Genomic DNA, 24,691 nt, shown 5'->3' on the forward strand with positions numbered 1-24,691 from the left:
TGAAAAACGGGTATCCGAATGAGGGGCCGCTTCGCAGCCCAGCGGGAGCGAGCTCCCTCGCCACAGGTTAAGTGGTGTGATCGTATCTATCGGCGATTCGGAAGACGCCAATAGCTTGCCGCCGCTGAACCCCAATTAACCCGCGATATTCCGGGCAGCGCTATTTGTGGCGAGGGAGCTTGCTCCCGCTCGGGTGCGAAGCAGCCGTAGACAAGTGACCCGGTGCCCTTGAAAAACGGGTATCCGAATGAGGGGCCGCTTCGCAGCCCAGCGGGAGCGAGCTCCCTCGCCACAGGTTAGTGGTGTGATCGTATCTATTGCGCGAATCGGACGATGCCGACTGTAGAACGAGTTCAGGACCCGACGGGTGATAGCAGCTTTCCGCCGCTTCATCCGAAGTAAGATCGAAGAGCGAATGGCAGACCAAACGGTCCGCCATTCATTTGTTGCTAAGCTGGAATGTTCATCCTCAAGATAAATAGTCCAGTCGCTTGCTCAAGTATGTTCAACCCAAAGCGTCACACTTGATTCCTTACCTGGCTCCCAATCAACCGTGTACGACGTGTGCAGCTGCAAGCAGCGCCAATGCTTGCCAATGTTACTCACCAGTACCCCGGTCGCATAGAGCGTGTTGAGCGTCCATGCCGGATACGATTCACTTCCTTGAGTCTTGACGCTCAGCACGTTGCTCGGTAACGACAACTTACCGTCCAGGTCGCGTGCTTTCACAAAGTAGCTGTAACGGGTATTTGCCATTAGTCCCGTATCGTTGAAAGAGGTCTGATTAGCACTCACAGATGCAATTTCAATACCGTCGCGATAGATCAGGAAATTCACAATCGGCGCCGTGCCTGTGGCCCCCCCCCCACATCAGCCTGATACTTCGATCAGTCTCGTCCATGCTGTGCAAGTTAGTCGGGGCAGTAGGTCCCACTCCACCTTCGGGCAACGTATGCACTTGAATAGGACGGCTCGTTGCTGAGACATTGCCCCGATCATCGACTGCGCAGATGGCAAAGGTGTACTGCGTGTCAAACGCCACGCTGTTATCGGTAACCGTAAGATTCGGCGAATCTACCTCGACAAAAAAGGCTCCATTTCGCCAAATACGGTAGGACTTAATCGGATGCGGACCGGATGCTGCATTCCATTTCAGCACGACCTGTTTGTCAGTGACTGTTTCGGCGGCCAGCCCGGTCGGTGTATCAGGAAGCTCGCCGCCCCCATCCGGTGGCACAAAATTCAGATCAATCACCTGATAGAAAGCCATCGATGTATTGGCAACTTCCCATACGGCCAGGCATACATGGTATCCGTCACGCTTAGGCAGTGGGACGCTATGGATGGTGGGTGAAGCGGGCAGCATCTGCTCGCCGTGGGCCCAATGCGGTTGCAGATTAATTTGCACTGTATAAAACGGCTCAGCTTCAAACTGCGCGCGCGACAACACTTCGTCAGGGTTCCAACCGTCCTTCGTCAAGAAATAGTTCCAGCGCCGAGAGGCGTGCTTCGCGCTGAAAAACCAGGAAAAATCCAGTATTTCGCCACTACGCACATCATGCTTTTGCCAGTGACTCCCTGGTGCATCCAGCCGAGCACCGGTCAGTTGATTTGCACTGGCAATTTTGCCATCTGGAGGCGGCGGGACGTTGGCATCGTCATCTTTGGCAAAGGCATCTCTGATTCCGCCGGCAGTCAGAGGAAAAAATTTACCGGACTCGCGTTGATTCAAGGCTCCTTCGTCGAGCCTCCCGGCCAGCCATTCAAAATGCGCCCGCGAAGAGGGTGAAAAAACATGGCCATGACGCGGGTTGTTGCTTCGACTGATAGTGTTCGGACGACGTTGTGACATGATCATTCTCCATTAAAAATCGTTGCAGCTTCGATAGTCCCTAAATCACATGTGACGCCCCAACCACATCAGTCACTGCTCGACTTGCCTCGCCCTTTCGATTGAGCGGCACATTCCGTCGCTTGCACTGTAAGGCTCCATGCTCACATTCATTAGATACCCGGTCTGCGAGAGTGACCACTGACAGAACTGACAGGAAGGGACAGACGGTCGCAAGTTTTTCTCACTGTTTGCCGTCGTGGTGACCGACAAAGGTGTTCAGCAACCACAGTCGTTTGCCAGTAAACTCTCTGCCCTTTCGCCGCTGTCATCTTTCCTCGCGGCCATCACCTTTTATGTAGCGGAGTTGCCCTTGCGTCTGTTTCACACCTCCGACTGGCACCTCGGGCAGAACCTGCACGGCCAGGATCGCGATTTCGAGCACGGTTGCTTTCTCGACTGGCTGTTGCGTCAGCTCAAACTGGATCAGCCCGATGTGCTGCTGATCGCCGGCGACATCTTCGACACGGTCAACCCGCCGGTCAAAGCCCAGGAACGCCTCTACGATTTCATCGTCAGCGCCCACGAACAACAGCCGTTGCTGACCATCGTGATGATTGCCGGCAACCACGATTCCGGCTCGCGAATCGAACTGCCCGCGCCCTTGATGCGCCGTTTGCGCACCCATGCGCTGGGTCGCGTGCTGTGGCTGGATGACGGGCAACTGGACGCCGAACGCCTGTTGCTGCCACTGCCCGACGCCCAAGGCGAAATTGCCGCGTGGTGCCTGGCGCTGCCGTTCCTGCGCCCGGCCGAAGTGACCGGCGCACATTTGGGCGACAACTACCTGCGCGGCATCGGCCAGGTTCACGAATGGCTGATTGAAGCGGCCAATGCCAAACGCCAACCGGGTCAGGCGCTGATTGCCATCAGCCATGCGCACATGGCCGGCGGTTCGGTGTCGGAAGACTCCGAGCGCAGCCTGATCATCGGCAACGCCGAAGCCCTGCCCGCCAGCCTGTTCGGGCCAACGATCAGCTACGTTGCCCTGGGCCATCTGCACAAGCCACAGAAGGTCAACGGCGAAGAACGCATTCGCTACAGTGGTTCGCCGATTCCGTTGTCGTTCTCCGAGATCGGCTATCAGCACCAGATTCTCGACATCACCCTCGACGGCGAAACCCTGCTCAGCGTCGAACCGAAACTGATTCCCCGCGCAGTTAATCTGCAACGGATCGGCCCTGCGCCATTGGCGGACATCTTGTTGCAACTGGCCGACCTCCCGAACATCGATCTGCTGGCCGACTACCAGCGCCAACCCTGGCTGGAAGTCCGTGTGCGCCTCGACGAGCCGCAGCCCGACTTGCGCCATCAAGTGGAAACTGCCCTGCAAGGCAAGGCCGTGCGTCTGGTGCGCATCGCCGCCGAATACGCGGGCAACGGCAGCCGCGAAGGCGCCGATGACGGTGCTGCATTGGTCGAACTGGACCAGCTCACGCCCCAAGAACTGTTCAGCCGCGCCTGGCAGGACAACTACGGCAGCGAGGTCGACGAGCAAACCCTCAAGGACTTTTCCGAGCTTTTGCAGGACGTACAGATGGAGAGCGAACAGCCATGAAAATCCTCGCGATCCGCCTGAAAAACCTCGCGTCCCTGGCCGGGCCGTTTGAAATCGACTTCACCGCCGAACCCTTGGCCAGCGCCGGGTTGTTCGCCATTACCGGGCCGACCGGCGCGGGCAAAAGCACCTTGCTCGACGCCCTGTGCCTAGCGCTGTTCGGTGCCGTGCCGCGTCTGAATAACACCGGGCGCGACGCCAAGGTCCCGGACGCCGATGGCGAAATCGGCACCGGCGACCCCCGCACCTTGCTGCGGCGCGGTACCGGTGAAGGCTATGCCGAAGTGGATTTCGTTGGTGTGGATGGCCGCCGCTATCGAGCACGCTGGGAAGCCAACCGCGCCCGGGAAAAGGCCGGTGGCAAACTGCAAGCCAGTCGCCAGAGCCTGCGCGATATCGATCAGGATCAACTGCTGGCGAGCCAGAAAGGTGAATACAAAGCTCAACTCGAAACCGCACTGGGCCTGAACTTCGAACAGTTCACCCGCGCCGTGCTGCTCGCGCAAAGCGAGTTCAGCGCGTTCCTCAAGGCGGACGACAACGACCGTAGCGAACTGCTGGAAAAACTCACTGATACCGCGCTTTACACACGACTGGGTCGCCGCGCCTTCGACAAGACCAAAGAAGCCCGCGAAGCCCACAAGCTGTTGCAGGATCAGGCCAGCGGTGTCACACCGCTGCCGCCCGAGGCCCGCGCCGAGCTCGACGAACGCTTCAACGCCGCGCAACAACAACAGAAGTTACAACAGGCGCAACTCAAGCAGCTTGAGCTTCAGGACGCCTGGCTGAAAGAACTGCGCCGTTTGCATGACGCGCAACTGGCCGCCGCCGAACAACTGCACGGTGCCCAACAAACCTGGGAAAGCTTGTCCGGCGAGCGCTTGAAACTGACCCGCCTCGAACAACTCGCCCCGCAACGGCACCAGTTCGCCCGCAAGGCCGAGGTCGATTCGCTACTGACGCCCCTGGCAGCGCGAATTGCCCAACATACCCGGCAGCATGGCGAACTCAGCGAACGTCAGGCACAACTGGAGCAACAGCTCAGCGTAACCCGGCTCGCCTTGAGCGAAACGCAGCAACAGCAAACCGAATGCGCGCCGTTGTTGCGTCAGGCCTTTGAGGAACAAAGCACCCTCGCCCGCCTGGCCAAAGACGCCACCCTCAGCGCTGAAGCCAGGCACAACGCCGAACAGGCTTGCACCCAGGGCCAGAGCGCGATCCAGACCTTGCACGAGCAACAGACCCGAGCTGCCGAACACTTGCAGCGCATGGCGGCGGAGCTTGCACAAAGCGCTCATCTGGCGCCGTTGAGCGATGCCTGGAATGCTTACCGTGATCGTCTGCAACAGCTGATGTTGATCGGCAATCGTCTGAACAAAGGTCAGGCCGAACTGGCGGGCCTGGAGCAAAATGCCACGCGAAGCGCTGAAGCGTTCACCGCGCAGAAACAGCAACTGGAAGTGCTGTTCAAAGAGGCCGGCGCCGAACCGGATGCTGTCGCCGAGCAGATTGGCATTCTCGGCAGCCTGTTGCAGGACAACCGCAAGCAACTGCGCGCCATCGAGGACCTGACACGCCTCTGGGACCGCCAGCAAGACCTCGACAAACGTGGCGCCGAGCTGCAGCAACGCCAGATCGCCGCGCAACTGGAACGTGAGCGCCTGACGCAGGAAGGGGTAAAAGCCAAGGCTGAACTCGCCGTGGCTGAGCAGACCCTGACCGTCACCCGCGAACTGCTGGAGCGCCAGCGTCTGGCCCGCAGCGCCAGTGTCGAAGAGCTGCGCGCGCAGCTACAGGATGACCAGCCTTGCCCGGTCTGTGGCAGCAACGAGCATCCTTATCATCAGCCCGAAGCGCTGTTGCAAAGCCTTGGCCGCCACGATGAAGGCGAACAGGCCACGGCACAAAAAGCGGTCGATCAGCTCAAGGAAAAGCTCACCGAACTGCGTGCGGAAGTGGGCGGACTGATCGCTCAGCAAAAGGAACTGCTGCAACAGCAGGAACACCTGGCGACCCAGCAGCAAGCGCTTGCGCCGAGCCTTGCAGCACATCCGTCAGCCGCTCAGCTACTGAATCAGGACACCGAACAACGCAGCGCCTGGCTCAGCCAGCAAAACAGTCAGTTGAACCAAAGCATCAGCCAGGATGAACAACGACAAACCGCCCTGCTCACCCTGCAACAGGATGCGGCGCGCCTGACCCAACAATTGCGTCACGCCGAAACCGCGCACCAGCAAGCGGCCCAGCAGCTGGACAATCAACAGCGCGAGCTGGGCAACGATCGTCAGCGCCTGGACGAAGAACTCTGCGCGTTCGCCAGCCTTTTGCCGGCGGACACATTGGAAGCGCTTCGCGTTGAGCCCGCCGCGACCTTCATGCAGCTTGATCGACAGATCGCCGAGCGTCTGGCTCAACTTGATCAACAAAAGGAAGAGCTGACCGAACAGCAGCAGCGTCAGCAAAACCTGGAGAAGGAACAGGATCGGCAGCAGACCCGCGTGCAGCAACTGCAATCCGCCGAGCAGCAGTTCAATGCCCTGGCCGAGCAACAACAGGCATGCCAACACGCACTCGAACAATTACTCGGCTCCCACAGCAACGCCGAGCAATGGCAGCAGCAACTGGAACTGGCCGTGGAACAGGCGCGCAATGCCGAAACCACCACGGCCACGGAACTGCAAAACGTACTCACACAACTCGTACGAATCGCCGCCGAGCTGAAGGCACAGCAAGAACGCTTGCAAGCATTGGAAAACGAGAACGGCGAGCTCGCCGACAAAATCACCGACTGGCGCGCCCGCCATCCGGAGTTGGATGACGGTGGTCTTGAAGACCTGCTACGGATTGACGACCCCCAGGTCAGCGACCTGCGCCAACGCTTGCAGCACAGCGAAAAGGCCATTGAACAGGCCAGTGTCCTGGTACAAGAGCGCGACAAGCGTTTGCTCGATCATCAGGCGCAACATAACGGCAATCTGGACGACGAACAGCTTGTCAGCGCCCTCGCCGAGTTGCAGAACCAGTTCAACGTCAGCGAGCATCTATGCGCCGAACTGCGCGCCGAGCAGGCTGAAGACCAGCGCCGGCAGAACGCCAATCAGGCCCTCGCGCAACAAATCGCCGACGCTTACTCCGAGTACCAGCGCTGGGCGCGCTTGAACGCGTTGATCGGTTCGGCCACCGGCGACACTTTCCGCAAGATCGCCCAGGCCTACAACCTCGACCTGCTGGTGCACCACGCCAACGTGCAGTTGCGGCAACTGGTGCGACGTTATCGCCTGAAACGCGGCGGCAGCATGTTGGGGTTGCTGGTGATGGACACCGAGATGGGCGACGAACTGCGCTCGGTGCATTCGTTGTCCGGCGGCGAGACGTTCCTGGTGTCGCTGGCCCTGGCTTTGGGGCTGGCGTCGATGGCGTCGAGCACGCTGAAAATCGAATCGCTGTTCATCGACGAAGGCTTCGGCAGCCTAGATCCGGAATCCCTGCAACTGGCCATGGACGCCCTCGACGGCTTGCAGGCTCAGGGACGCAAGGTCGCGGTGATTTCCCACGTGCAGGAAATGCATGAGCGAATTCCCGTGCAGATCCAGGTGCGCCGTCAGGGCAACGGCCTGAGCACGCTGGAGGTGAAATGACCACGCTGTATTCCTTCCGTCGCTGCCCGTACGCCATGCGGGCGCGCATGGCCCTGCGCTATTCGGGTGTCGCCGTGGATATCGTCGAAGTCAGTCTGAAGGCCAAGCCCGCCGAGATGCTTGCGCTGTCGAGCAAGGGCACGGTGCCGGTGCTGAGCGTTGACGGTCAGGTGATCGATGAAAGCCTGGCGATCATACGCTGGGCACTGGCCCGGCATGATCCTCAGGATTGGTTGCTCAAGGATGATCCGCAGGCACAGCAGGCCATTGCCGACCTGATCGACGAGAACGACCAGGTCTTCAAGGTGCATTTGAATCGCTACAAATATGCCGAACGCTATCCAGAGCAGCCGATGACGTTTTACCGGGCCGAGGGCGAGGTGTTTTTGCGGCGGCTTGATGAACTGTTGGAGGGTCGCGATTACTTACTGGCGCAACACCCGAGTCTGGCGGATGTGGCATTGATGCCGTTCGTACGGCAATTCGCCCATGTTGATCGCGAGTGGTTTGCGCAGACGCCCTATCGGCGGTTGCAGGCCTGGTTGCAAAGGTTTCTGGAGTCTGAATTGTTCACATCAATCATGAAGAAATAACACGGCTTTCGTGGCGAGGGAGCTTGCTCCCGCTCGGCTGCGCAGCAGTCGTAGATTTTTTAGGGCCGCTTCGCGGCCCAGCGGGAGCAAGCTCCCTCGCCACAATGGTTAGTGCTTACGCCAGGACTTCGCACATGCCCAAGGCCGAGCAATCGACCTGGAACGGGCCAAAAAAACCTTCCTCAGGCTTGAGCGGCGGATTACCGGCCAGCATCCCCATGGCCTTGGCGGTCTCAATGCTGCGCGCGATGTTGTGGTTGGCCTCCATCGCCCGTGCCACCCCACCTATCGAACCTTGCCCGATCCCCAGCAACGAAAATCCATTGGTGATGAAGGCCAGGAAGGCGATGATCAAAAGCTTGCATCTGTTCATGCTCCGCCGACTCCTGCGAGTTCAGCCTGATCAACCATCGCGTTTTGCGCGCGGTGTTCAAACTGGATGCCAGGATGTGCGACTTGAATAGGCGCTTCGACAGATTGCCGCGACTGCGGCGAGAGGCTGATAACCAGCACCATGACCAGGTAAAGACCAATAGCCACATAGGCGCCGTGTTTGGCAGAAGTGATGATTGCGCGGGCCATGATGAACTCCGTGGACATGTTTCAGAGTCCACAGGATCGTTCAAAAAAGCATCAGTCACCAACAACGCTTGTCTATAGCGATTATCAGCGGCGTTGATCATTAAGCCGCGCTATCTCAGTCTTCGATAAAACTCATCAAGCGCTCACGGGTAGCCTCAGGCTCACCGGAAATGGGCTCCGCTGCGGACAAAATCGGGGTGGAATAGAGAAACAGAAGTACCACAGCCAGACGCATTGCCATATTGTCGATCCTTTTCTAGTGAAGGAGTCAATAAATCCGCGTCAAATTTAAACGCGAGGCAATGTGATATCAAGCAATGGATTGATGGCAATATGATGCTGTCGTAAATGCGTTATGCAGGAGCGACATCACTTTAGTGCTTATCCACCGTTAACGGTTGATCGGCAAGTGACTTCGCTCCTGCATAAAAGGTGCAGGGATAAACTTTCAGTGCTGGGTTTTGTGGTCCAGCGCGGCGTAGAAGTTGGCGCTCTGTTGCAGGTATTTCTGGGTGTAGCTCTGGGTGTGGGATTTTTTGTCGCTGATTTCAACGCTGGCACTGGCAGGCAGGGCAACGGTGGCAGAGATGGCGGACGCGGCAATTACGGAGAAGAGATTGAAGTTCATGTGGGTATTCCTCGGAGTCAGTTGGCTTGCTTGCCCGGTGGGGCCGTGAAGCAAACTTAACCCTCGAGGAACGAGGCCTTGAAATGCTTTGTAGCATTACCACATATCAGCCTCATTGATAGAAAGCTACAGGCCCCAAGAACCGGGGCCTGCGGTCTATTGTCGCAGGAGAAACTTGAGGTCGCTCGGCGCGTCCATGGGCAGTTTCTGTACGGTTTTACCCAGCAAACCGGTCTTGGCATCGCGTTCGACGACGACAATCTGGTTGCTCTTCTGGTTGGCGATCAACAGAAACTTGCCACTCGGATCGAGGCTGAATTCCCGTGGATGGTCGCCTTCTACCGCGCGTCGTTGCAATTCCTTGAGATGGCCGGTCGCCGGATCGATAGCAAATGTCAGCAACTGATTGGCGGTGCCACGGTTGCTGACGTAGAGGAACTTGCCATCGGTTGATGCGTGCAGCGCGGCCGCCGCCTTGTCGGAAACCGGCTGACCAGCCGCCAGATCGACCATCTGCGTTTGCTCAAGCGTGCCGTCGCGGTAATCGAATACCGCCACTTGCGCGCTCATTTCCATGGTCAGCCAGGCATGCTTGCCATCGGCACTGAACAGCAAATGACGTGGTCCGCTGCCCGGTGGTAACTGCACGAATGCCGGTGTGGCCGGGGTCAATGGCAGATCGGGATTGGCCTTGGGATCGAAGCGGTAGACAAAAATCTTGTCTGCCCCCAAATCATTGGAGAACACGTATTTGCCGTCCGGCGAAGGGATCGTCGAATGCACATGCGCCGACATCTGCCGCTCGGGGTTGACCCTGCTGGCCGGGTGGCTGCTCATCTGCACCACCGGTTTGAGCGTGCCATCCGCGCCCACCGGCAACACCGCCAGGGTGCCACCCGGATCTTCAGCCACCGAATAATTGCTGACAAACAAATGGCTGGCATCGGTACTGAGGCTGGAATGGGTCGGCTCGTTGCCTAGGCTCTGGACCTGATTGATCAGACTCAGCTCATGGGTCTTGGGATCGATCGCATAACTGCTCACGCGCCCTACTGGATCGGCCTGGCCCGGACCGTTTTCATTGACCACGAACAACCGGCGCTGATCCATGGACAGGGTCAGCCAGGACGGGTTTTCGCTGTTGATCACTTGCAAGGGTTTGCCGTTGATCTGGCCGGTGGTGCTGTCGAAGTTCAGGCGATAGATGCCCTGGCTTTGACCGGCGGTGTAAGAACCCACGAGCAATTGATAGTCGTCGGCGGATGCGGACTGAACGCCCATTGCGCCGATGCTGCCAGCGATCAACAGTGGCCAGAGGTTACGCATCGTGTTGGTCATCGTCGTCGTTGTCACCGCTGATGACGTCGCCGAGGCAGACCAAGCGGTGTTCGCCGGACTCACCGGTGATCAACCAGCTTTGCAACGCACTGTCGAAGGTTGCGGCCTGAACCTGCGCCGGGGTGAACTCCCAGTGCTTGGCCGCCCGGCCGTCCATGCATTCGATGTGCAGATTATCGAACTCATCAAGTGAGAACTCGAAAGCGTGCAGGCCATCGATTTCCACCATTCCACAGTGTTCGAGGACGTTAAGCAGAGTGTCTGTTTCAGCAGTCATGGCCGTAAATCTTTGAATGGGAAAGACGCAATGATAGCTCATGCCCCCATTGATCGTTTACCTCCCGCAACAGCGGGTTTGCAGCAAGCCTCACGCTGGCTCCACAAGCGTAAACCCTCGAAATGAGCTTCTTATAAAGAACAGCCGAAACAAATGAATAATTGTCCACGCTGTGGTGTTCATGTTCGCTGGGCACCAAAAAGATCTTTTGCGACCCGTTCGACGTCCCAAGCCCGATGACCTGTGGAGCCTTTTCCATGAATTGCCGATTTTCAATTTTCGCCGCGCCACTGGCGCTTTTCGTCGCGTTGTCCAGCACGTTGGCCCTGGCCAATGGGGAGGAAGACACACCCGCCAAACCCCAGTGCCCCAAAGGTCAGGTTTTCGACAGCAAGGCGCGCAAATGCGTCTTGCAGACCAGCAAACGGGTACCGGACGCCGACCGGACCGATTACGCCTATCAATTGGCCAAGGACGGGCGGTACGAGGAAGCCCTGGCCCTGCTTGATACACTCCAGCAACCCAACACCGCCGAAGCCCTGAACTATCGCGGCTACGCCACGCGTAAACTGGGGCGCACCGATGAAGGCATCGGTTATTACCTGGAATCGGTCAAACTCGATCCGCAGTACGCCAAAGTCCGCGAATACCTGGGTGAAGCCTACGTCATCAAGGGTCGGCTGGACCTGGCCAAGGAACAGTTGCAGCGCATCGAATCCATTTGCGGCAACACGTGCGAGGAGTATCAAGACCTCGCCGAAGCCATCAACGACTCATCGAAAACCTGACACCCCGAGCGGACGGAGGTCCCTATCGCCAGCGATCAGGCAATACGCACAGAACTGAGTCAGCACCTGGCGTGTTTATGGCGCTACGGCCTGCTGTTGTCTCGACAACGGCATGTCGCCGAAGACCTGGTGCAGGCGACCTGCGTACGGGCGCTGGAACGTGCCGGGCAGTTTGTGGCGGGCACCCGCATGGATCGCTGGCTGATGAGCATTCTGCATTCGATCTGGATCAACGAAGTGCGCGCACGACGGGTGCGCCACGGCCAGGGCAGCATCGATGGAGAGGAAGTCTTGTCGTTCGACGGTGAACAGGTAGCGCAAACCCATGTCCTCGCGGCGCAGGTCATTCGCCGCGTCGACGCGTTGCCCGAAGCCCAGCGTGAAACGGTGTTTCTGGCTTATGTCGAAGGCCTGTCCTACCGCGAAGTGGCCGACGTGTTGCAAGTGCCCATTGGCACCGTCATGAGTCGCTTGGCAGCGGCCCGGGTCAAACTGGCCGAATACCCGCCGTTGCAAGCCGTGCCCAACCCTTTCACCGGAGAACGTCGATGAACGCGAAACTCTCGGATGAGCAACTGGTGGCCTACCTCGATAACCAGCTCGATACCGAACAGCGCCAGCGCATCGACGCCGCCATTGCCGAGGACCCGATGCTCGGTCTGCGCCTGCAATGGCTGAACCGCAGCAGCTTGCCGTTCAAGGATGCCTACAAGGATTTGAGTCGGCAGGCACCGGTCGATCGCCTGCAAGCCATGCTCGACACCCTGCCCTCGCCCGCCCGTCCGCAGCTCAGTCGACGCAGATTCCTCGCGGTCGCCGCCGGATTGGTGGTCAGTGGCGTCCTCGCGGACCGTCTTTTCCTCGGCTGGCAAGCCAGCCAGGAAGACAGCAACTGGCGCGGACTGGTCGCTGATTACATGGTGCTCTACGTGCCGCAAACCCTGGATCACTTGCCCAACGATGAAACCGCGCAACAGTCGCAACTGCGCACCATCGATACGCTCCTGGGCTTGAACCTGAAACCGGCGCAACTGACCCTGCCACGGGCAGAATTCAAACGCGCGCAAATCCTCGAATACGACGGCGTGCCGATTGCCCAGATCACTTATCTGGACCCGGTCCACGGGCCTATGGCGTTGTGTGTGACGCTGTCCGACACGGGCAGTCGGCATTTTGCCCGGGAACGTCGGCACGGGATGAACATTGTCCATTGGGCGGACATGCAGCATGCGTGGATGCTGATCGGGCACAACCCGGTGACAGAACTGGAGGCCATGGCCAAGACATTGCGCGGCCGCCTGAGTGCATGATCAATCGACCCCTGTGGCGAGGGAGCTTGCTCCCGCTCGGCTGCGCAGCAGTCGTAAATCCTGCAAACCGGATGTGATTGTAAAAACGCCGGGGCCCGCTTCGCGACCCAGCGCGAGCAAGCTCGCTCGCCACGGAACAGTCGGCCAGATCTGCTGTGGTTAACCCGCCACCTGTGGCGAGGGAGCTTGCTCCCGCTCGGCTGCGCAGCAGTCGCAAATCCTGCAAACCGGATGTGATTGTAAAAACACCGGGGGCCGCTTCGCGACCCAGCGCGAGCAAGCTCGCTCGCCACGGAACAGTCGGCCAGATCTGCCGTGGTTAACCCGCCACCTGTGGCGAGGGAGCTTGCTCCCGCTCGGCTGCGCAGCAGTCGTAAATCCTGTGAACTCGATGTGATTGAAAGAATGCCAAGGGCCGCTTCGCGACCCAGCGCGAGCAAGCTCGCTCGCCACGGAACAGTCGGCCAGATCTGCCGTGGTTAACCCGCCACCTGTGGCGAGGGAGCTTGCTCTCGCTCGGCTGTGGTTAACCCGCCACCTGTGGCGAGGGAGCTTGCTCCCGCTCGGCTGCGCAGCAGTCGTAAAACCTATGAACCGGATGTGATTGGAAGGACGCCGAGGCCGCTTCGCGAGCAAACTCGCTCGCCACGGAACAGTCGGCCAGATCTGCTGTGGTTAACCCGCCACCTGTGGCGAGGGAGCTTGCTCACGCTCGGCTGCGCAGCAGTCGTAAATCCTGCAAACCGGATGTGATTGTAAAAACGCTGGGGCCCGCTTCGCGACCCAGCGCGAGCAAGCTCGCTCGCCACGGAACAGTCGGCCAGATCTGCTGTGGTTAACCCGCCACCTGTGGCGAGGGAGCTTGCTCCCGCTCGGCTGCGCAGCAGTCGTAAATCCTGCAAACCGGATGCGATTGTAAAAACACCGGGGGCCGCTTCGCGACCCAGCGCGAGCAAGCTCGCTCGCCACGGAACAGTCGGCCAGATCTGCTGTGGTTAACCCGCCACCTGTGGCGAGGGAGCTTGCTCCCGCTCGGCTGCGCAGCAGTCGTAAATCCTGCAAACCGGATGCGATTGTAAAAACACCGGGGGCCGCTTCGCGACCCAGCGCGAGCAAGCTCGCTCGCCACGGAACAGTCGGCCAGATCTGCTGTGGTTAACCCGCCACCTGTGGCGAGGGAGCTTGCTCCCGCTCGGCTGCGCAGCAGTCGTAAATCCTGTGAACTCGATGTGATTGAAAGAATGCCAAGGGCCGCTTCGCGACCCAGCGCGAGCAAGCTCGCTCGCCACGGAACAGTCGGCCAGATCTGCTGTGGTTAACCCGCCACCTGTGGCGAGGGAGCTTGCTCCCGCTCGGCTGCGCAGCAGTCGCAAATCCTGTGAACTCGATGTGATTGAAAGAATGCCAAGGGCCGCTTCGCGACCCAGCGCGAGCAAGCTCGCTCGCCACATCGGTGATCGGCTATCCCCCGAACTTCACAAGTTCCTGCGCCTTTGGCAACTCTCCCGCCGGCCCCATCAGCACGGTGTATTTCACCTTGTCGCCGACCCGAAACCAGTCACGGCCGTCCGCGGTGAGATTAGGCCCGATGCGGATGGCCAGCCTGGCACAACCGTCATCCGGCAGAACCATCGCGAACTGGGTCGACGTTGCGTCGACCCAGACTTTCCTGATCGCGTTGATCGTGCCGTTGCCCGTTCTTTTTATTGTCGGTGCTCCCATCATTCGCCTCCAGTCTTCAGTGCATGGCGCGACAACCTGACTGCGTGGGGTCAATGAAACGCCGGATTGGCAAGGGTGGCTACTGTCAGGTTTGACAGGTGCGCGAGGTGTCAAACCGGCGTTGGCAACCACAACCGAAACCGCGCGCCGCCCAACGGCGACGCTTCGACCGTCAAGGTACCGCCCTGCGCTTCCAGGGCTCGGCGACTGATCGCCAATCCCAAGCCAAACCCACCGGTTGCGCGATCACGGCTACGATCGAGCCGATAGAACGGTTCAAAAATCCGTTCACGCTCATCCTCCGGAATACCGATCCCGTCATCATCAACCCAAATCTCGCAACCTTTCGGGCACACCCGCACGCCAATCTGAATGCGCTTTTCGCAGTAGCGCATGGCATTGCGCAACAGGTTTTGCAGGGCGCGGGCGGTCAGGCGCGGGTCGAGGCTGAAGCGTTCGAGTTGGCCGTGGAGCAGCACGTCGATGACGATGTCCGGAGATTGTTCTTCATCGACGCTGCCCAAAATGCTGTCGATGAATTCATCCAGCGACACCTCGACCTGTTCCGGCACCCGCGCCGGGTTTTGCAAGCGGCTGTAAGACAGCAACTCCAGCACCAGCTCATCGAGTTCACGGATGTGGTCGACCAGCCCTTGCAGACGCTCGCGGCTGGTGGCCGGCAAGTCGTCGGACAGCGCGAGGGCCAGGCCGAAATCCAGACGCGTCAGCGGTGTGCGCAGCTCATGGGAAACCGCGTTGAGCAGGTCCCGCTGCTGGTTCAGCAGGTTCTCGATGTCGCCGGCCATGGTGTCGAAAACGTTGGCCAGGCTGCCGATGTTGGAGCTGGCGGCGATTTGCGTGCGCTCGCTCAGGTTGCCCTTGCCGAAGCGTTCAGCCGCACGCTTCAGGCGCTCCAGGTCGCGCCAGTGCGGACGTAGCCACAGCAACAGGCACGCGAGCATGGTCGCGCCGATCAGCACGTTGATGCTCCAGTACAACAGGTTGACGTCCATCGGGTCCGGCGGCACCACCATTTGCACCACCGTATGCTCATTCAACGGCGCCACTGCCAGGGTGCGCCAGCCCCAGTCACCGATGCGTACGATGTTCTCGCCACGTTGCAAACGTTGCTGCTCGTCCAGAGAAAAGTCGGCGTCGTCATTGCCGCTGAGGACGATGTGCAGCGGATGAAAATCCTTGTCCATTTCCGCGGCCAGCGCCGGCCATTGCTCGGTGGGAACGGCCTTGAACTGCTTGACCATAAGGGTTTGCAGGCCGCGGGAATAGTCGAGGTTGTAGGTGACGAAGCGCTCCTGGAAGACCTTGACCACCAGATCCGGCACCAGATAGATCGCCGCGCTGTACGAAACGATGGTCACCACATACAGGCGAAAGAGGATTCTGAACATCGCTTCAGCATTCCCACTCGGAACGGCTGAACAGGTAACCCTTGCCCCACACGGTCTTGATCTTGCGCGCCTCGCCCGCGTTGTCGTCGAACTTGCGTCGCAGCTTGGAGATCGCCACGTCCACCGAGCGGTCGGTGCCGTTGAATTCGATGCCGCGCAGGCGTTGCAGAATCTGGTCGCGGCTGAGTACTTCGCCGGCATGTCGGGCCAGCACCACCAGCAAATTGTATTCGCCGCTGGAGAGTTCCACTGGATGACCGCGCCAGGTCACTGTGCGTTCGGACAGGTCGATGCACAGGTTACCCATCAGGATACGATCATTGGCGGTCTGCGGTTCGCCGAGGCTGCTGCGCCGCAGCAAAGTGCGCACCCGAGCGAGCAGCACACGCGGCTCGCAAGGCTTGGTGACGTAGTCGTCGGCGCCCATTTCCAGGCCCAGTACCTGATCGTGGCTGTCGTCGCGGGCGGTGAGCATCAGGATCGGCAGCGTCGCCGAATCGGCGCGCAGCAAGCGGCAAACCTGCAGGCCATCAAGCCCCGGCAGCATCAGGTCGAGGATCACCAGGTCCGGCGGATTGAGCCGCGCCCTGTCGCGCACCTGATCACCGCGACTGATGACGCTGACGGAATAACCGTTGCGTTCCAGATAACTGGCGATCAGCTCGGCGAGTGCGGTGTCGTCTTCGACCAGGAGGATGTTGGGCATGGGGTGTTTCCAGCAAATGCAGTGGTGACCAGTTGATCGCTATCGCTGGCAAGCCAGCTCCCACAGGGTTCTGATGCGAACACACATTGCGTGAACGCCACCAACCACTGTGGGAGCTGGCTTGCCAGCGATCAAGCGCGAAGCGGTTGTCAGGATATACGCCCGCACGCGAGTCTGAGTAAAACCCTTACACAATTTCACACAGCACCAACAAAGCTTCACCGCTACCCTCGCCGACGCCCAGTAGGATGCTGGGAGTCATTATCGGGGTCATTCATGTCAAAAAATCTGCTTGCCAGGCTCAGCCTGATCGCACTGGCGTTGACGCTGAGCGCGTGCGACAAGGCTCCCACCGCCGAAGAACAGGCGCCTCTGGCCACCGTGCGCATCGAAACCATCGAAGCCCGACCGCTGGCCATCAGCAGCGAACTGAGCGGGCGGATCGCCGCGCCGCGCATCGCCGAAGTGCGTGCACGGGTTGCAGGCGTGGTGTTGCAACGGACCTTCCGCGAAGGCAGCGACGTGAAAAAAGGTGATGTTCTATTCCGCATCGACCCGGCACCGTTCAAGGCTGACCTGGACAGCGCCGAAGCCGCACTGCGCAAGTCCGAGGCCAATGCGTTTCAGGCGAAGCTGCTGGAACAGCGTTACGCCCAATTGATCGAAGGCAACGCCATCAGCGGCCAGGACTACGACAACGCCCGGGTCGCCGTACGGCACACCACCGCCGATGTCGCCGCCAACAAAGCCGCTGTCGACCGGGCGAAACTGAACCTGGGCTACGCCACCGTCACCGCGCCGATTTCCGGGCGCATCGGGCGCGCATTGGTCACCGAAGGCGCGCTGGTCGGGCAGAACGAAACCACGCCGCTGGCATTGATTCAGCAACTCAATCCCATCCACGCCGACCTGACCCAATCGACCCGCGAACTCAACGACCTGCGCCGGGCGTTCCGTTCCGGTCAGCTAAAAGAAGTCGGTCAAGGCCAGGCCAACGTCACGTTGATTCAGGATGACGGCAGCCTCTATCCGTTGCCGGGCAAGTTGCTGTTCACCGACATCACCGTCGATCCGGGCACCGGCCAGATCATTCTGCGCAGTGAATTCCCCAACCCGAACCTCGACCTGCTGCCCGGCAGTTTCGTCCGCGTGCGCCTGGAGCAAGCGGTCAATCAGCAAGGCATCAGCGTGCCGCAACGGGCTATCCAGCGTGACAGCGCCGGCATCGCCCAAGTGTTATTGCTCGATGACCAACAGCGCGTCGGCCAGCAACCGGTCGAACTAGGCCCGGTGCAAAACGATCGCTGGGTCGTCACCGGCGGCCTCAAGCCCGGCGACCGCATCGTCATCGAAGGCCTGCAACACGCCCGTCCCGGCGAGAAAGTGCAGATCGACGACACCCCTCTTCCACTCGCCCAGGTTTCTGGTCAGTAAGCAGGACGCTTGTTTATGCCGCAGTTCTTTATCGACCGCCCGGTGTTTGCCTGGGTGGTCGCGTTGTTCATCCTGCTGGCCGGTGCCTTGGCCATTCCGCAATTGCCGGTGGCGCAATACCCCGACGTCGCCCCGCCGCAAATCGAAATCTATGCCGTGTACCCCGGCGCTTCGGCGCAGACCGTAGACGAGAGCGTGGTCAGCCTGATCGAGGAAGAACTCAACGGCGCCGATCATCTGCTGTACTTCGAATCGCAAAGCAGCCTCGGCAGTGCCACGATCAAAGCCACTTTCCAACCGGGCACCGACCCGGAAATGGCCCAGGTTGACGTGCAGAACCGCCTGAAAGTCGTGGAGTCGCGCCTGCCACAAGCGGTGAACCAGCAAGGTTTGCAGGTGGAAAAAGTCTCCGCCGGTTTCCTGCTGCTGATTACCCTCACCTCCAGTGACGGCAAACTCGACGATGTAGCGCTCAGCGATTACCTGGCGCGCAACGTGATGAACGAGATCAAGCGTCTGGACGGCGTCGGCAAGGCGCAGTTGTACGGCGCGGAACGGGCGATGCGCATCTGGATCGACCCGCAAAAACTCATCGGCTTCAACCTCCCCCCCGCCGACGTCAACGCCGCTATCGTCGCGCAAAACGCCCAGGTCTCGGCCGGCAGCATCGGCGATCTGCCGAGCCGCACCACCCAGGAAATCACCGCGACCATTCTGGTCAAAGGCCAGTTGTCGACGCCGGAAGAGTTCGCCGACATCGTGCTCAAAGCCAATCCCGATGGCTCCACGGTGCGCATCGGCGATGTCGCCCGGGTCGAGATCGGTAGTCAGGACTATCAGTTTTCCACGCGTCTGAACGGCAAGCCGTCCACCGCTGTCGGTGTGCAATTGTCGCCGGGCGCCAATGCCCTGAGCACCGCGACACTGGTGCGGGCGAAAATGGATGAACTGTCGCGCTACTTCCCGGCCGGCGTGGAATACAAAATCCCGTACGACACTTCACCGTTCGTCAAAGTCTCGATCACCAAAGTGGTCTACACCCTCGGCGAGGCAATGCTGCTGGTGTTTGCGGTGATGTTTCTGTTCCTGCAAAACATCCGCTACACCCTGATTCCGACGCTGGTGGTGCCAGTCGCGTTGATGGGCACCTTCGCGACCATGCTGGCGTTGGGTTTCTCGATCAACGTGCTGACCATGTTCGGCATGGTGCTGGCCATCGGCATTCTGGTGGACGACGCGATTGTGGTGGTGGAGAACGTCGAGCGGATCATGGCTGCTGAGGGCCTGTCGCCCAAGGACGCAACGCGCAAGGCGATGAAGCAGATCACCGGCGCCATCATCGGCATCACGTTGGTACTGGTGGCGGTGTTTATTCCGATGGCGTTCATGCAGGGTTCGGTCGGGGTGATTTACCAGCAGTTTTCGCTGTCGATGGCCACCTCGATTCTGTTCTCGGCGTTCCTCGCCCTGACCTTGACCCCGGCGCTGTGCGCGACGTTGCTCAAGCCGATTGCCAAGGGCGAGCACCACGAAAAGACCGGTTTCTTCGGTTGGTTCAATCGCCGCTTCGAGCAACTGACTGACCGCTATCAGGGTTGGGTTGCTTATGCGTTGAAACGCAGCGGTCGCTACCTGTTGATCTACGGCGTGCTGTTGATCGGTCTGGGGGTTTGTTTCAGTCGCCTGCCCTCTTCGTTCCTGCCGGTTGAGGATCAGGGCTACACCATCACCGACATTCAACTGCCACCGGGCGCGAGCAAGAACCGCACGGTGCAGGTGGTCGAGCAGATCGAAGCGCACAACGCCACGGAACCGGGCGTCGGCGACAGTACGGTGATCCTCGGTTTCAGTTTCTCCGGCAGCGGCCAGAACGCGGCGTTGGCGTTTACCACGTTGAAAGACTGGTCCGAACGCGGCAGCGATGACTCGGCGAGTTCAATTGCCGACCGCGCCAACATCGCCCTGAGTCAGATCAAGGACGCGGTGACCTTCGCGGTCCTGCCGCCACCGGTGGACGGCCTCGGAACGTCCAGCGGTTTCGAGTTCCGTTTGCAGGACCGCGGCGGCCTCGGTCATGCCACGCTGATGCAAGCCCGCACCGAGTTGCTGGCCGCCGCCGAGAGCAGCCCGATCCTGATGAACGTGCGCGAAAGCGCCTTGGCCGAAGCGCCGCAGGTACAGTTGATCGTCGACCGTAAACAGGCGAATGCGCTGGGCGTGTCCTTCGCCGACATCGGCAGCGTGCTGTCCACGGCCGTCGGTTCGGCCTACATCAACGACTTCCCCAACCAGGGGCGGATGCAGCGGGTGGTGGTGCAGGCGGAAGGCGATCAACGCAGTCAGGTTGAGGATCTGCTGAAGATCCACGTGCGCAATAACGCCGGAAAAATGGTCCCGCTGTCGGCGTTTGTGCAGGCCAAATGGACCCAGGGTCCGGCGCAGTTGACCCGCTACAACGGTTATCCGGCAGTCAGTATTTCCGGAGAGCCGAAACCCGGCCACAGCACCGGCGAAGCCATGGCGGAAATCGAACGGCTGGTGGCGCAAGGTCCATCGGGACTGGGTCAGGAATGGACCGGCCTGTCGTTGCAGGAACGTTTGTCCGGCAGTCAGGCGCCAATATTGCTCGGTTTGTCGCTGCTGATCGTGTTCCTGTGCCTGGCGGCGTTGTACGAGAGCTGGTCGATTCCGACCTCGGTGCTGCTGGTGGTGCCGCTGGGCGTGCTCGGTGCGGTATTGGCCGTGACCTTGCGCGGGATGCCTAACGATGTGTTCTTCAAGGTCGGGCTGATCACCATCATCGGCCTGTCGGCGAAGAACGCGATCCTGATCATCGAGTTCGCCAAGAGCCTGTACGACGAAGGCCATGACTTGATCGACGCCACGCTGCAAGCGGCGCGCCTGCGTCTTCGCCCGATCGTGATGACGTCGCTGGCGTTCATCCTCGGCGTGGTGCCACTGGCCATCGCCACCGGTGCCAGCTCGGCGAGCCAGCAAGCCATCGGTACCGGGGTGATTGGCGGGATGATCACGGCGACCCTGGCCGTTGTGTTCGTGCCGGTGTTTTTTGTGGTGGTGATGAAGCTGGTACGCAAGCGCCACAAAAACATCTAGGCAACACATCCCCCTGTAGGAGCCCGGCTTGCCGGCGATGGCGGTCTTAAGAACGGTGCAATGTTCGAAGCCCAATCGCTGGCAAGCCAGCTCCTACAAGGTAAGTGCTGGCCTGATGGTTGTGGTCACACCTCGCCACCCTGGGCTAAGGTGTTTGCAATACCCTGGCCGATCGAGCGCTCATGCCCTACCTCACCCACACCCACCCGCGCCTGTCCGCCGCCACGACGCTCGGTATCGCCGCGGGCATCCTGATTCCAGCGGACTCGGTCATCAGCAAAATACTCATCGGCTGGAACGTCGGGGTCTGGACTTATCTGTTCCTGATGGCCTGGCTCGTGGTGCGCTCGAAAGCGGCGGATGTGAAGCGCATTGCCGAAATCGAAGACGAAAACGCCGGGCTGGTGCTGTTGGTGGTGTGCATTGCGGCGATGGCTAGTTTGGCGACCATCACCTTCGAACTGGCCGGCAGCAAAGACCTGGAAACCACCCGCAAGCTTATGCATTACGGTTTCACTGCGCTGACAGTGTTCAGTTCTTGGCTACTGATCGGGGTGATTTTCAGCGTGCATTACGCGCGGTTGTTTTACACCTGGGAAGGCAAAGACCCGGCGCTGCGTTTTTCTGAGGGCCTGACAACGCCCAATTACTGGGACTTCCTGTACTTCTCGTTCACCATTGGCGTGGCGGTGCAAACTTCGGATGTTGGTGTGGCCACCCGTGATTTGCGCAAGATCGTGCTGGCGCAGTCGCTGATCGGGTTTCTGTTCAACACGGCCATTCTCGGGTTTTCGATCAACATCGCCGCCGGGCTGTTTAACTGACGTCTGCACAAACGTTCTAGCCATGGCCCTTGGCGCGGGCGTTAAATGGCTCGGTAAATCCGCCGTTCAGGTGCTGCATGACTTCTCACAACTGGCTCGATCTGGCCCAGGACGCCGACACCGGCATCGAGACCTTGCGCGCGCATTTCGAGGGCCATGCCTACGATCCGCACTGGCATGACAGCTATCTGGTGGGTGTCACCGAGCAAGGCGTGCAGCAATTCAATTGTCGGCGGGCAAAGCATCAAAGCACGCCGGGCAAGGTGTTTTTGTTGGAGCCGGGGGACATTCACGACGGCGAAGCGCCGACCGCGGACGGTTTCACCTACCGCATGCTGTACCTCGACCCGCAGTGGTTGAAACGCGAACTCGGCGCCATGTTTGACAAGGCCCCGGACAACAGCGAATTGAGTTTCGCCAACACCTTGGCCAGTGATGAGCGTTTAGCTCAGGCCACCAGCCTGGCCTTTGAAACCCTGCATCGCGGCGAACTGAAAATCGTCCGGCAAACCGCTCTCGACCATTTGCTTGAACGCCTGACCAGTCACCTGCACTGGCGCGAACGCTATGGCGAAGATCCACGACTGCCACGGGTGGCGCAAAAGGCCCGAGAATATCTGCACGCCAACGCGCAATACGACATCGGCCTCGATCAACTCGCCGCCGTTACGGGGGTCGACCGCTTTCGCCTGACCCGCGCGTTCAAGGCCGCATACGGCATCGCGCCCCACGCGTATCTGGTGCAACTTCGTCTGGCCACGGCCCGGCGCCTGCTGGCCCGAGGCGAACAACCGGCGTCAGTGGCCATGACCCTCGGCTTCGCCGACCAGAGCCATCTGGGCCGCTGGTTCGTGCGCGCTTACGGCCTGACGCCGGCGCTGTACCGCAAGCGTTGCTCAAACGTTCCAGACAGGTAACGTCGGGGCTTGTGAAGATCGGGTTCACTGATCTTTACCGGAGTTTGCCCGCGATGCTCTCTTCTTTCCCGACGTTGTTGCCCTTCCTGCTCTTCGCCTTCGTGGCTTCGATCACTCCCGGTCCGACCAACATTCTGGTGCTCAGCAACAGTGCCCGCTACGGCTTGGGCGCCGCCGTGCCAATTATCTTCGGCGCCTGCGCCAGTGCCGCGATTCTGGTGTTGCTGGTGGGCGCAGGCGTCGGTTCGTCACTGACGAGCTGGCCCGCGTTGCAAACCGTCATGCAATGGTTCGGCGTGATGTGGCTGAGTTATCTGGCCTGGCAGATTTTCCGCGCCCCGGCCGAAGCCATCAGCACCCGGAAACCCGAGGCTCGACTGGGCTGGATGGGCGCTGCCAGCCTGCAATGGATCAACCCGAAAACCTGGATGATGGCGCTGGCCGTGGTCAGCGTTTTCGCCGGAGCGGGCGAAGATCGGTTCGCCCATGTGATTCATCTCTCAGTGGTGTTTTTCCTGATTTCCTTGCCTTGCCTGGGTGTTTGGGCGCTGCTCGGAGCAGGCTCAAGTCGCTGGTTGCGCTCGCCCCAGGCCATGCAACGTTTCAATCGTTGCATGGCCTTGTTGTTACTGGGTTCGGCGTGGTTGAGCGTGTTGGCTTGAGCGCCACCCGTCGGTGATTGTTCGACAATCCACAATCCGGGGCTTGACGGCGAATTGGCTTTTGGTGTCTTCTGAAACCGGTTTCAGTGCTGTCTCACGAAGCACTCGACCTTATAAATCCAATAAGAAGGTTTCAGACCGTGAACGATTTTTCCGCCGCCCAGCGCAGCCGCGTGACCATGCTCGACGTGGCCGAACACGCCAAGGTCTCCAAGGCCAGCGTTTCGCGGTTCATTGGCGATGACCGCGCCTTGCTTTCCGATGCCATTGCCCAGCGCATCGAACAGTCGATTGCAGAATTGGGCTATCGCCCGAACCAGATGGCCCGTGGCCTGAAACGCGGGCGTACCCGCCTGATCGGCATGCTGGTGGCCGATATCCGTAACCCTTATTCGATTGCCGTGATGCACGGCGTGGAAACCGCCTGCCGTCAGCACGGCTACAGCCTGGTGGTGTGCAACACCGACCGCGACGACGAGCAGGAGCGCCAACACCTGGCCCTGCTGCGCTCGTACAACATCGAAGGCTTGATCGTGAACACCCTCGGCCATCACCGCGACGAGTTGCACGAACTGCACCGGGAAATGCCCTTGGTGCTAGTGGATCGCAAGGTCGCGAACCTCAATAGCGACTTGGTCGGTCTGAACAACGCGCAGGCCATCGACATGGCACTCACCCACCTTGAGGAGCGCGGTTATCGCGACGTGTTGCTGGTCACCGAACCTCTTGACGGCACCAGTTCGCGGGTCGAGCGGGTCAGCAACTTCAAGGCGCAAATCGAACAGCGCCCCTCTCTTCGCGGCGCGCACATCGAAACCGGCAGCGATCTGACGGCACGACTGAAGACCTTCCTCGACACGCCGGGCCCTGGCCCGAAAGCGCTGTTTTGCGCCAACGGGATCGCGGCGCTGTCCAGCACCCATGCGTTGCGTGAACTCGAATGCAAACTGTTTGAAGACGTGGGCCTGATCGCCCTCGATGACCTGGATTGGTACCCGCTGGTAGGCAGCGGCATCACCGCCCTCGCCCAACCGACCACCGAGATTGGCGCCAGCGCCTTCGAGTGTTTGCTCAAGCGTTTGCGGGGTGATGACGGGCCGGTGCGGACGCTGGATTTTCCGGCGCGGTTGATTGTTAGAGGGTCAACCCTGGGAATTTTCGAGTGACTCTACTGGCCCCATCGCTGGCAAGCCAGCTCCCACAGGGATCTGATGTGAACAAAAATCTTGTGAACACCACCGATACTGTAGGAGCTGCCTTGCCAGCGATGAGGCCCTAATGGTCACCCTTTTTTTGAACA

Annotated in this window: 23 protein-coding genes; 12 read left to right on the forward strand and 11 right to left on the reverse strand. The window is 60.0% G+C overall.

The annotated features are described in order from the left end of the window. Positions 1-495 precede the first annotated feature (495 nt). On the reverse strand, positions 496-837 hold the full coding sequence (locus KGB21_RS17300) for a carbohydrate-binding protein (RefSeq protein WP_223505958.1): 342 nt from the start codon (positions 835-837) through the stop codon (positions 496-498). Then, positions 806-1,852, reverse strand: a complete 1,047-nt coding sequence (locus tag KGB21_RS17305; protein ID WP_223505960.1) for a lytic polysaccharide monooxygenase — start codon at positions 1,850-1,852, stop codon at positions 806-808. Before KGB21_RS17305 ends, KGB21_RS17300 begins: the two co-directional genes overlap by 32 nt. Positions 1,853-2,204: 352 nt before the next feature. Here KGB21_RS17305 and KGB21_RS17310 point away from each other — a divergent pair, with 352 nt between their 5' ends. The 3 genes from KGB21_RS17310 to KGB21_RS17320 are packed head-to-tail and all read left to right on the forward strand — an operon-like array spanning position 2,205 to position 7,680. After that, positions 2,205-3,449, forward strand: coding sequence for an exonuclease SbcCD subunit D C-terminal domain-containing protein (locus KGB21_RS17310; protein WP_223505962.1), 1,245 nt, complete (start codon positions 2,205-2,207; stop codon positions 3,447-3,449). Further along, entirely contained in the window at positions 3,446-7,087 is a 3,642-nt protein-coding gene (locus KGB21_RS17315; protein ID WP_223505964.1) for an AAA family ATPase, read from the forward strand. The genes KGB21_RS17310 and KGB21_RS17315 overlap by 4 nt, the downstream gene beginning before the upstream one ends. Further along, positions 7,084-7,680, forward strand: coding sequence for a glutathione S-transferase (locus tag KGB21_RS17320; protein WP_223505966.1), 597 nt, complete (start codon positions 7,084-7,086; stop codon positions 7,678-7,680). Before KGB21_RS17315 ends, KGB21_RS17320 begins: the two co-directional genes overlap by 4 nt. A gap of 115 nt (positions 7,681-7,795) precedes the next feature. Here KGB21_RS17320 and KGB21_RS17325 read toward each other — a convergent pair whose 3' ends face one another. The 6 genes from KGB21_RS17325 to KGB21_RS17345 form a co-directional block, all read right to left on the reverse strand. Next, entirely contained in the window at positions 7,796-8,053 is a 258-nt protein-coding gene (locus tag KGB21_RS17325) for a hypothetical protein (RefSeq protein WP_223505968.1), read from the reverse strand. After that, positions 8,050-8,262, reverse strand: coding sequence for a hypothetical protein (locus tag KGB21_RS17330; RefSeq protein WP_034146693.1), 213 nt, complete (start codon positions 8,260-8,262; stop codon positions 8,050-8,052). The genes KGB21_RS17325 and KGB21_RS17330 overlap by 4 nt, the downstream gene beginning before the upstream one ends. 115 nt (positions 8,263-8,377) lie before the next feature. Further along, positions 8,378-8,503 (reverse strand): hypothetical protein, encoded by a 126-nt coding sequence (locus tag KGB21_RS29395; protein ID WP_263386248.1) that lies wholly within the window; start codon positions 8,501-8,503, stop codon positions 8,378-8,380. A gap of 207 nt (positions 8,504-8,710) precedes the next feature. Further along, complete coding sequence (locus KGB21_RS17335; RefSeq protein WP_034146694.1) at positions 8,711-8,890, reverse strand: hypothetical protein; 180 nt, start codon at positions 8,888-8,890, stop codon at positions 8,711-8,713. A 156-nt stretch (positions 8,891-9,046) separates the two neighbouring features. Then, positions 9,047-10,216, reverse strand: coding sequence for a lactonase family protein (locus KGB21_RS17340; protein ID WP_223505970.1), 1,170 nt, complete (start codon positions 10,214-10,216; stop codon positions 9,047-9,049). Then, positions 10,209-10,547, reverse strand: a complete 339-nt coding sequence (locus tag KGB21_RS17345) for a DUF5629 family protein (protein WP_223505971.1) — start codon at positions 10,545-10,547, stop codon at positions 10,209-10,211. The genes KGB21_RS17340 and KGB21_RS17345 overlap by 8 nt, the downstream gene beginning before the upstream one ends. A gap of 215 nt (positions 10,548-10,762) precedes the next feature. Between KGB21_RS17345 and KGB21_RS17350 the strand changes: the two genes are divergently transcribed. From KGB21_RS17350 to KGB21_RS17360, 3 genes are all read left to right on the forward strand, one after another. After that, complete coding sequence (locus KGB21_RS17350; RefSeq protein WP_223505972.1) at positions 10,763-11,293, forward strand: tetratricopeptide repeat protein; 531 nt, start codon at positions 10,763-10,765, stop codon at positions 11,291-11,293. Between the two features lie 66 nt (positions 11,294-11,359). After that, positions 11,360-11,845 carry a sigma-70 family RNA polymerase sigma factor gene (locus KGB21_RS17355; protein ID WP_223506066.1) on the forward strand — a complete coding sequence of 162 codons (486 nt, stop codon included), beginning with the start codon at positions 11,360-11,362 and terminating at the stop codon, positions 11,843-11,845. Beyond that, positions 11,842-12,603 (forward strand): anti-sigma factor family protein, encoded by a 762-nt coding sequence (locus KGB21_RS17360; RefSeq protein WP_223505973.1) that lies wholly within the window; start codon positions 11,842-11,844, stop codon positions 12,601-12,603. The genes KGB21_RS17355 and KGB21_RS17360 overlap by 4 nt, the downstream gene beginning before the upstream one ends. A 1,461-nt stretch (positions 12,604-14,064) precedes the next feature. Here KGB21_RS17360 and KGB21_RS17365 read toward each other — a convergent pair. The 3 genes from KGB21_RS17365 to KGB21_RS17375 form a co-directional block, all read right to left on the reverse strand. Further along, positions 14,065-14,325 (reverse strand): hypothetical protein, encoded by a 261-nt coding sequence (locus tag KGB21_RS17365; RefSeq protein ID WP_223505974.1) that lies wholly within the window; start codon positions 14,323-14,325, stop codon positions 14,065-14,067. A 110-nt stretch (positions 14,326-14,435) separates the two neighbouring features. Continuing rightward, positions 14,436-15,734: an ATP-binding protein gene (locus tag KGB21_RS17370; protein WP_034151187.1), complete on the reverse strand. Its 1,299-nt coding sequence runs from the start codon at positions 15,732-15,734 to the stop codon at positions 14,436-14,438. A gap of 4 nt (positions 15,735-15,738) precedes the next feature. Then, positions 15,739-16,440 (reverse strand): response regulator transcription factor, encoded by a 702-nt coding sequence (locus KGB21_RS17375; protein ID WP_034151186.1) that lies wholly within the window; start codon positions 16,438-16,440, stop codon positions 15,739-15,741. Positions 16,441-16,716: 276 nt separating this feature from the next. Here KGB21_RS17375 and KGB21_RS17380 point away from each other — a divergent pair, with 276 nt between their 5' ends. From KGB21_RS17380 to KGB21_RS17405, 6 genes are all read left to right on the forward strand, one after another. After that, on the forward strand, positions 16,717-17,874 hold the full coding sequence (locus KGB21_RS17380) for an efflux RND transporter periplasmic adaptor subunit (protein WP_223505975.1): 1,158 nt from the start codon (positions 16,717-16,719) through the stop codon (positions 17,872-17,874). Between the two features lie 15 nt (positions 17,875-17,889). Further along, a complete protein-coding gene (locus tag KGB21_RS17385) occupies positions 17,890-20,988 on the forward strand; it encodes an efflux RND transporter permease subunit (protein WP_223505976.1) in 3,099 nt (1,032 codons plus the stop codon). 182 nt (positions 20,989-21,170) lie between these two features. Beyond that, on the forward strand, positions 21,171-21,812 hold the full coding sequence (locus KGB21_RS17390) for a DUF1345 domain-containing protein (RefSeq protein WP_223505977.1): 642 nt from the start codon (positions 21,171-21,173) through the stop codon (positions 21,810-21,812). 77 nt (positions 21,813-21,889) lie between these two features. Then, entirely contained in the window at positions 21,890-22,729 is an 840-nt protein-coding gene (locus tag KGB21_RS17395) for an AraC family transcriptional regulator (RefSeq protein ID WP_223505978.1), read from the forward strand. A 53-nt stretch (positions 22,730-22,782) separates the two neighbouring features. After that, positions 22,783-23,391 (forward strand): LysE family translocator, encoded by a 609-nt coding sequence (locus tag KGB21_RS17400; protein ID WP_223505979.1) that lies wholly within the window; start codon positions 22,783-22,785, stop codon positions 23,389-23,391. A 140-nt stretch (positions 23,392-23,531) separates the two neighbouring features. Continuing rightward, on the forward strand, positions 23,532-24,557 hold the full coding sequence (locus KGB21_RS17405; protein ID WP_317846733.1) for a LacI family DNA-binding transcriptional regulator: 1,026 nt from the start codon (positions 23,532-23,534) through the stop codon (positions 24,555-24,557). The last annotated feature ends 134 nt before the right edge of the window (positions 24,558-24,691 follow it).

This window comes from Pseudomonas sp. GL-RE-29, from assembly GCF_019947275.1.
Taxonomy (GTDB): domain Bacteria; phylum Pseudomonadota; class Gammaproteobacteria; order Pseudomonadales; family Pseudomonadaceae; genus Aquipseudomonas; species Aquipseudomonas fluorescens_A.

What these genes read in the sequence shown, in the direction of transcription:
- KGB21_RS17400 (WP_223505979.1), top strand. Translation starts at nt 22,783, where the DNA reads ATGCTCTCTTCTTTCCCGACGTTGTTGCCCTTCCTGCTCTTCGCCTTC.
- KGB21_RS17370 (WP_034151187.1), bottom strand. Translation starts at nt 15,734, where the DNA reads ATGTTCAGAATCCTCTTTCGCCTGTATGTGGTGACCATCGTTTCGTAC.
- KGB21_RS17320 (WP_223505966.1), top strand. Translation starts at nt 7,084, where the DNA reads ATGACCACGCTGTATTCCTTCCGTCGCTGCCCGTACGCCATGCGGGCG.
- KGB21_RS17330 (WP_034146693.1), bottom strand. Translation starts at nt 8,262, where the DNA reads ATGGCCCGCGCAATCATCACTTCTGCCAAACACGGCGCCTATGTGGCT.
- KGB21_RS17325 (WP_223505968.1), bottom strand. Translation starts at nt 8,053, where the DNA reads ATGAACAGATGCAAGCTTTTGATCATCGCCTTCCTGGCCTTCATCACC.
- KGB21_RS17380 (WP_223505975.1), top strand. Translation starts at nt 16,717, where the DNA reads ATGTCAAAAAATCTGCTTGCCAGGCTCAGCCTGATCGCACTGGCGTTG.
- KGB21_RS17360 (WP_223505973.1), top strand. Translation starts at nt 11,842, where the DNA reads ATGAACGCGAAACTCTCGGATGAGCAACTGGTGGCCTACCTCGATAAC.
- KGB21_RS17345 (WP_223505971.1), bottom strand. Translation starts at nt 10,547, where the DNA reads ATGAGCTATCATTGCGTCTTTCCCATTCAAAGATTTACGGCCATGACT.
- KGB21_RS29395 (WP_263386248.1), bottom strand. Translation starts at nt 8,503, where the DNA reads ATGGCAATGCGTCTGGCTGTGGTACTTCTGTTTCTCTATTCCACCCCG.
- KGB21_RS17385 (WP_223505976.1), top strand. Translation starts at nt 17,890, where the DNA reads ATGCCGCAGTTCTTTATCGACCGCCCGGTGTTTGCCTGGGTGGTCGCG.
- KGB21_RS17335 (WP_034146694.1), bottom strand. Translation starts at nt 8,890, where the DNA reads ATGAACTTCAATCTCTTCTCCGTAATTGCCGCGTCCGCCATCTCTGCC.
- KGB21_RS17350 (WP_223505972.1), top strand. Translation starts at nt 10,763, where the DNA reads ATGAATTGCCGATTTTCAATTTTCGCCGCGCCACTGGCGCTTTTCGTC.
- KGB21_RS17395 (WP_223505978.1), top strand. Translation starts at nt 21,890, where the DNA reads ATGACTTCTCACAACTGGCTCGATCTGGCCCAGGACGCCGACACCGGC.
- KGB21_RS17305 (WP_223505960.1), bottom strand. Translation starts at nt 1,852, where the DNA reads ATGTCACAACGTCGTCCGAACACTATCAGTCGAAGCAACAACCCGCGT.
- KGB21_RS17365 (WP_223505974.1), bottom strand. Translation starts at nt 14,325, where the DNA reads ATGGGAGCACCGACAATAAAAAGAACGGGCAACGGCACGATCAACGCG.
- KGB21_RS17315 (WP_223505964.1), top strand. Translation starts at nt 3,446, where the DNA reads ATGAAAATCCTCGCGATCCGCCTGAAAAACCTCGCGTCCCTGGCCGGG.
- KGB21_RS17390 (WP_223505977.1), top strand. Translation starts at nt 21,171, where the DNA reads ATGCCCTACCTCACCCACACCCACCCGCGCCTGTCCGCCGCCACGACG.
- KGB21_RS17340 (WP_223505970.1), bottom strand. Translation starts at nt 10,216, where the DNA reads ATGCGTAACCTCTGGCCACTGTTGATCGCTGGCAGCATCGGCGCAATG.
- KGB21_RS17375 (WP_034151186.1), bottom strand. Translation starts at nt 16,440, where the DNA reads ATGCCCAACATCCTCCTGGTCGAAGACGACACCGCACTCGCCGAGCTG.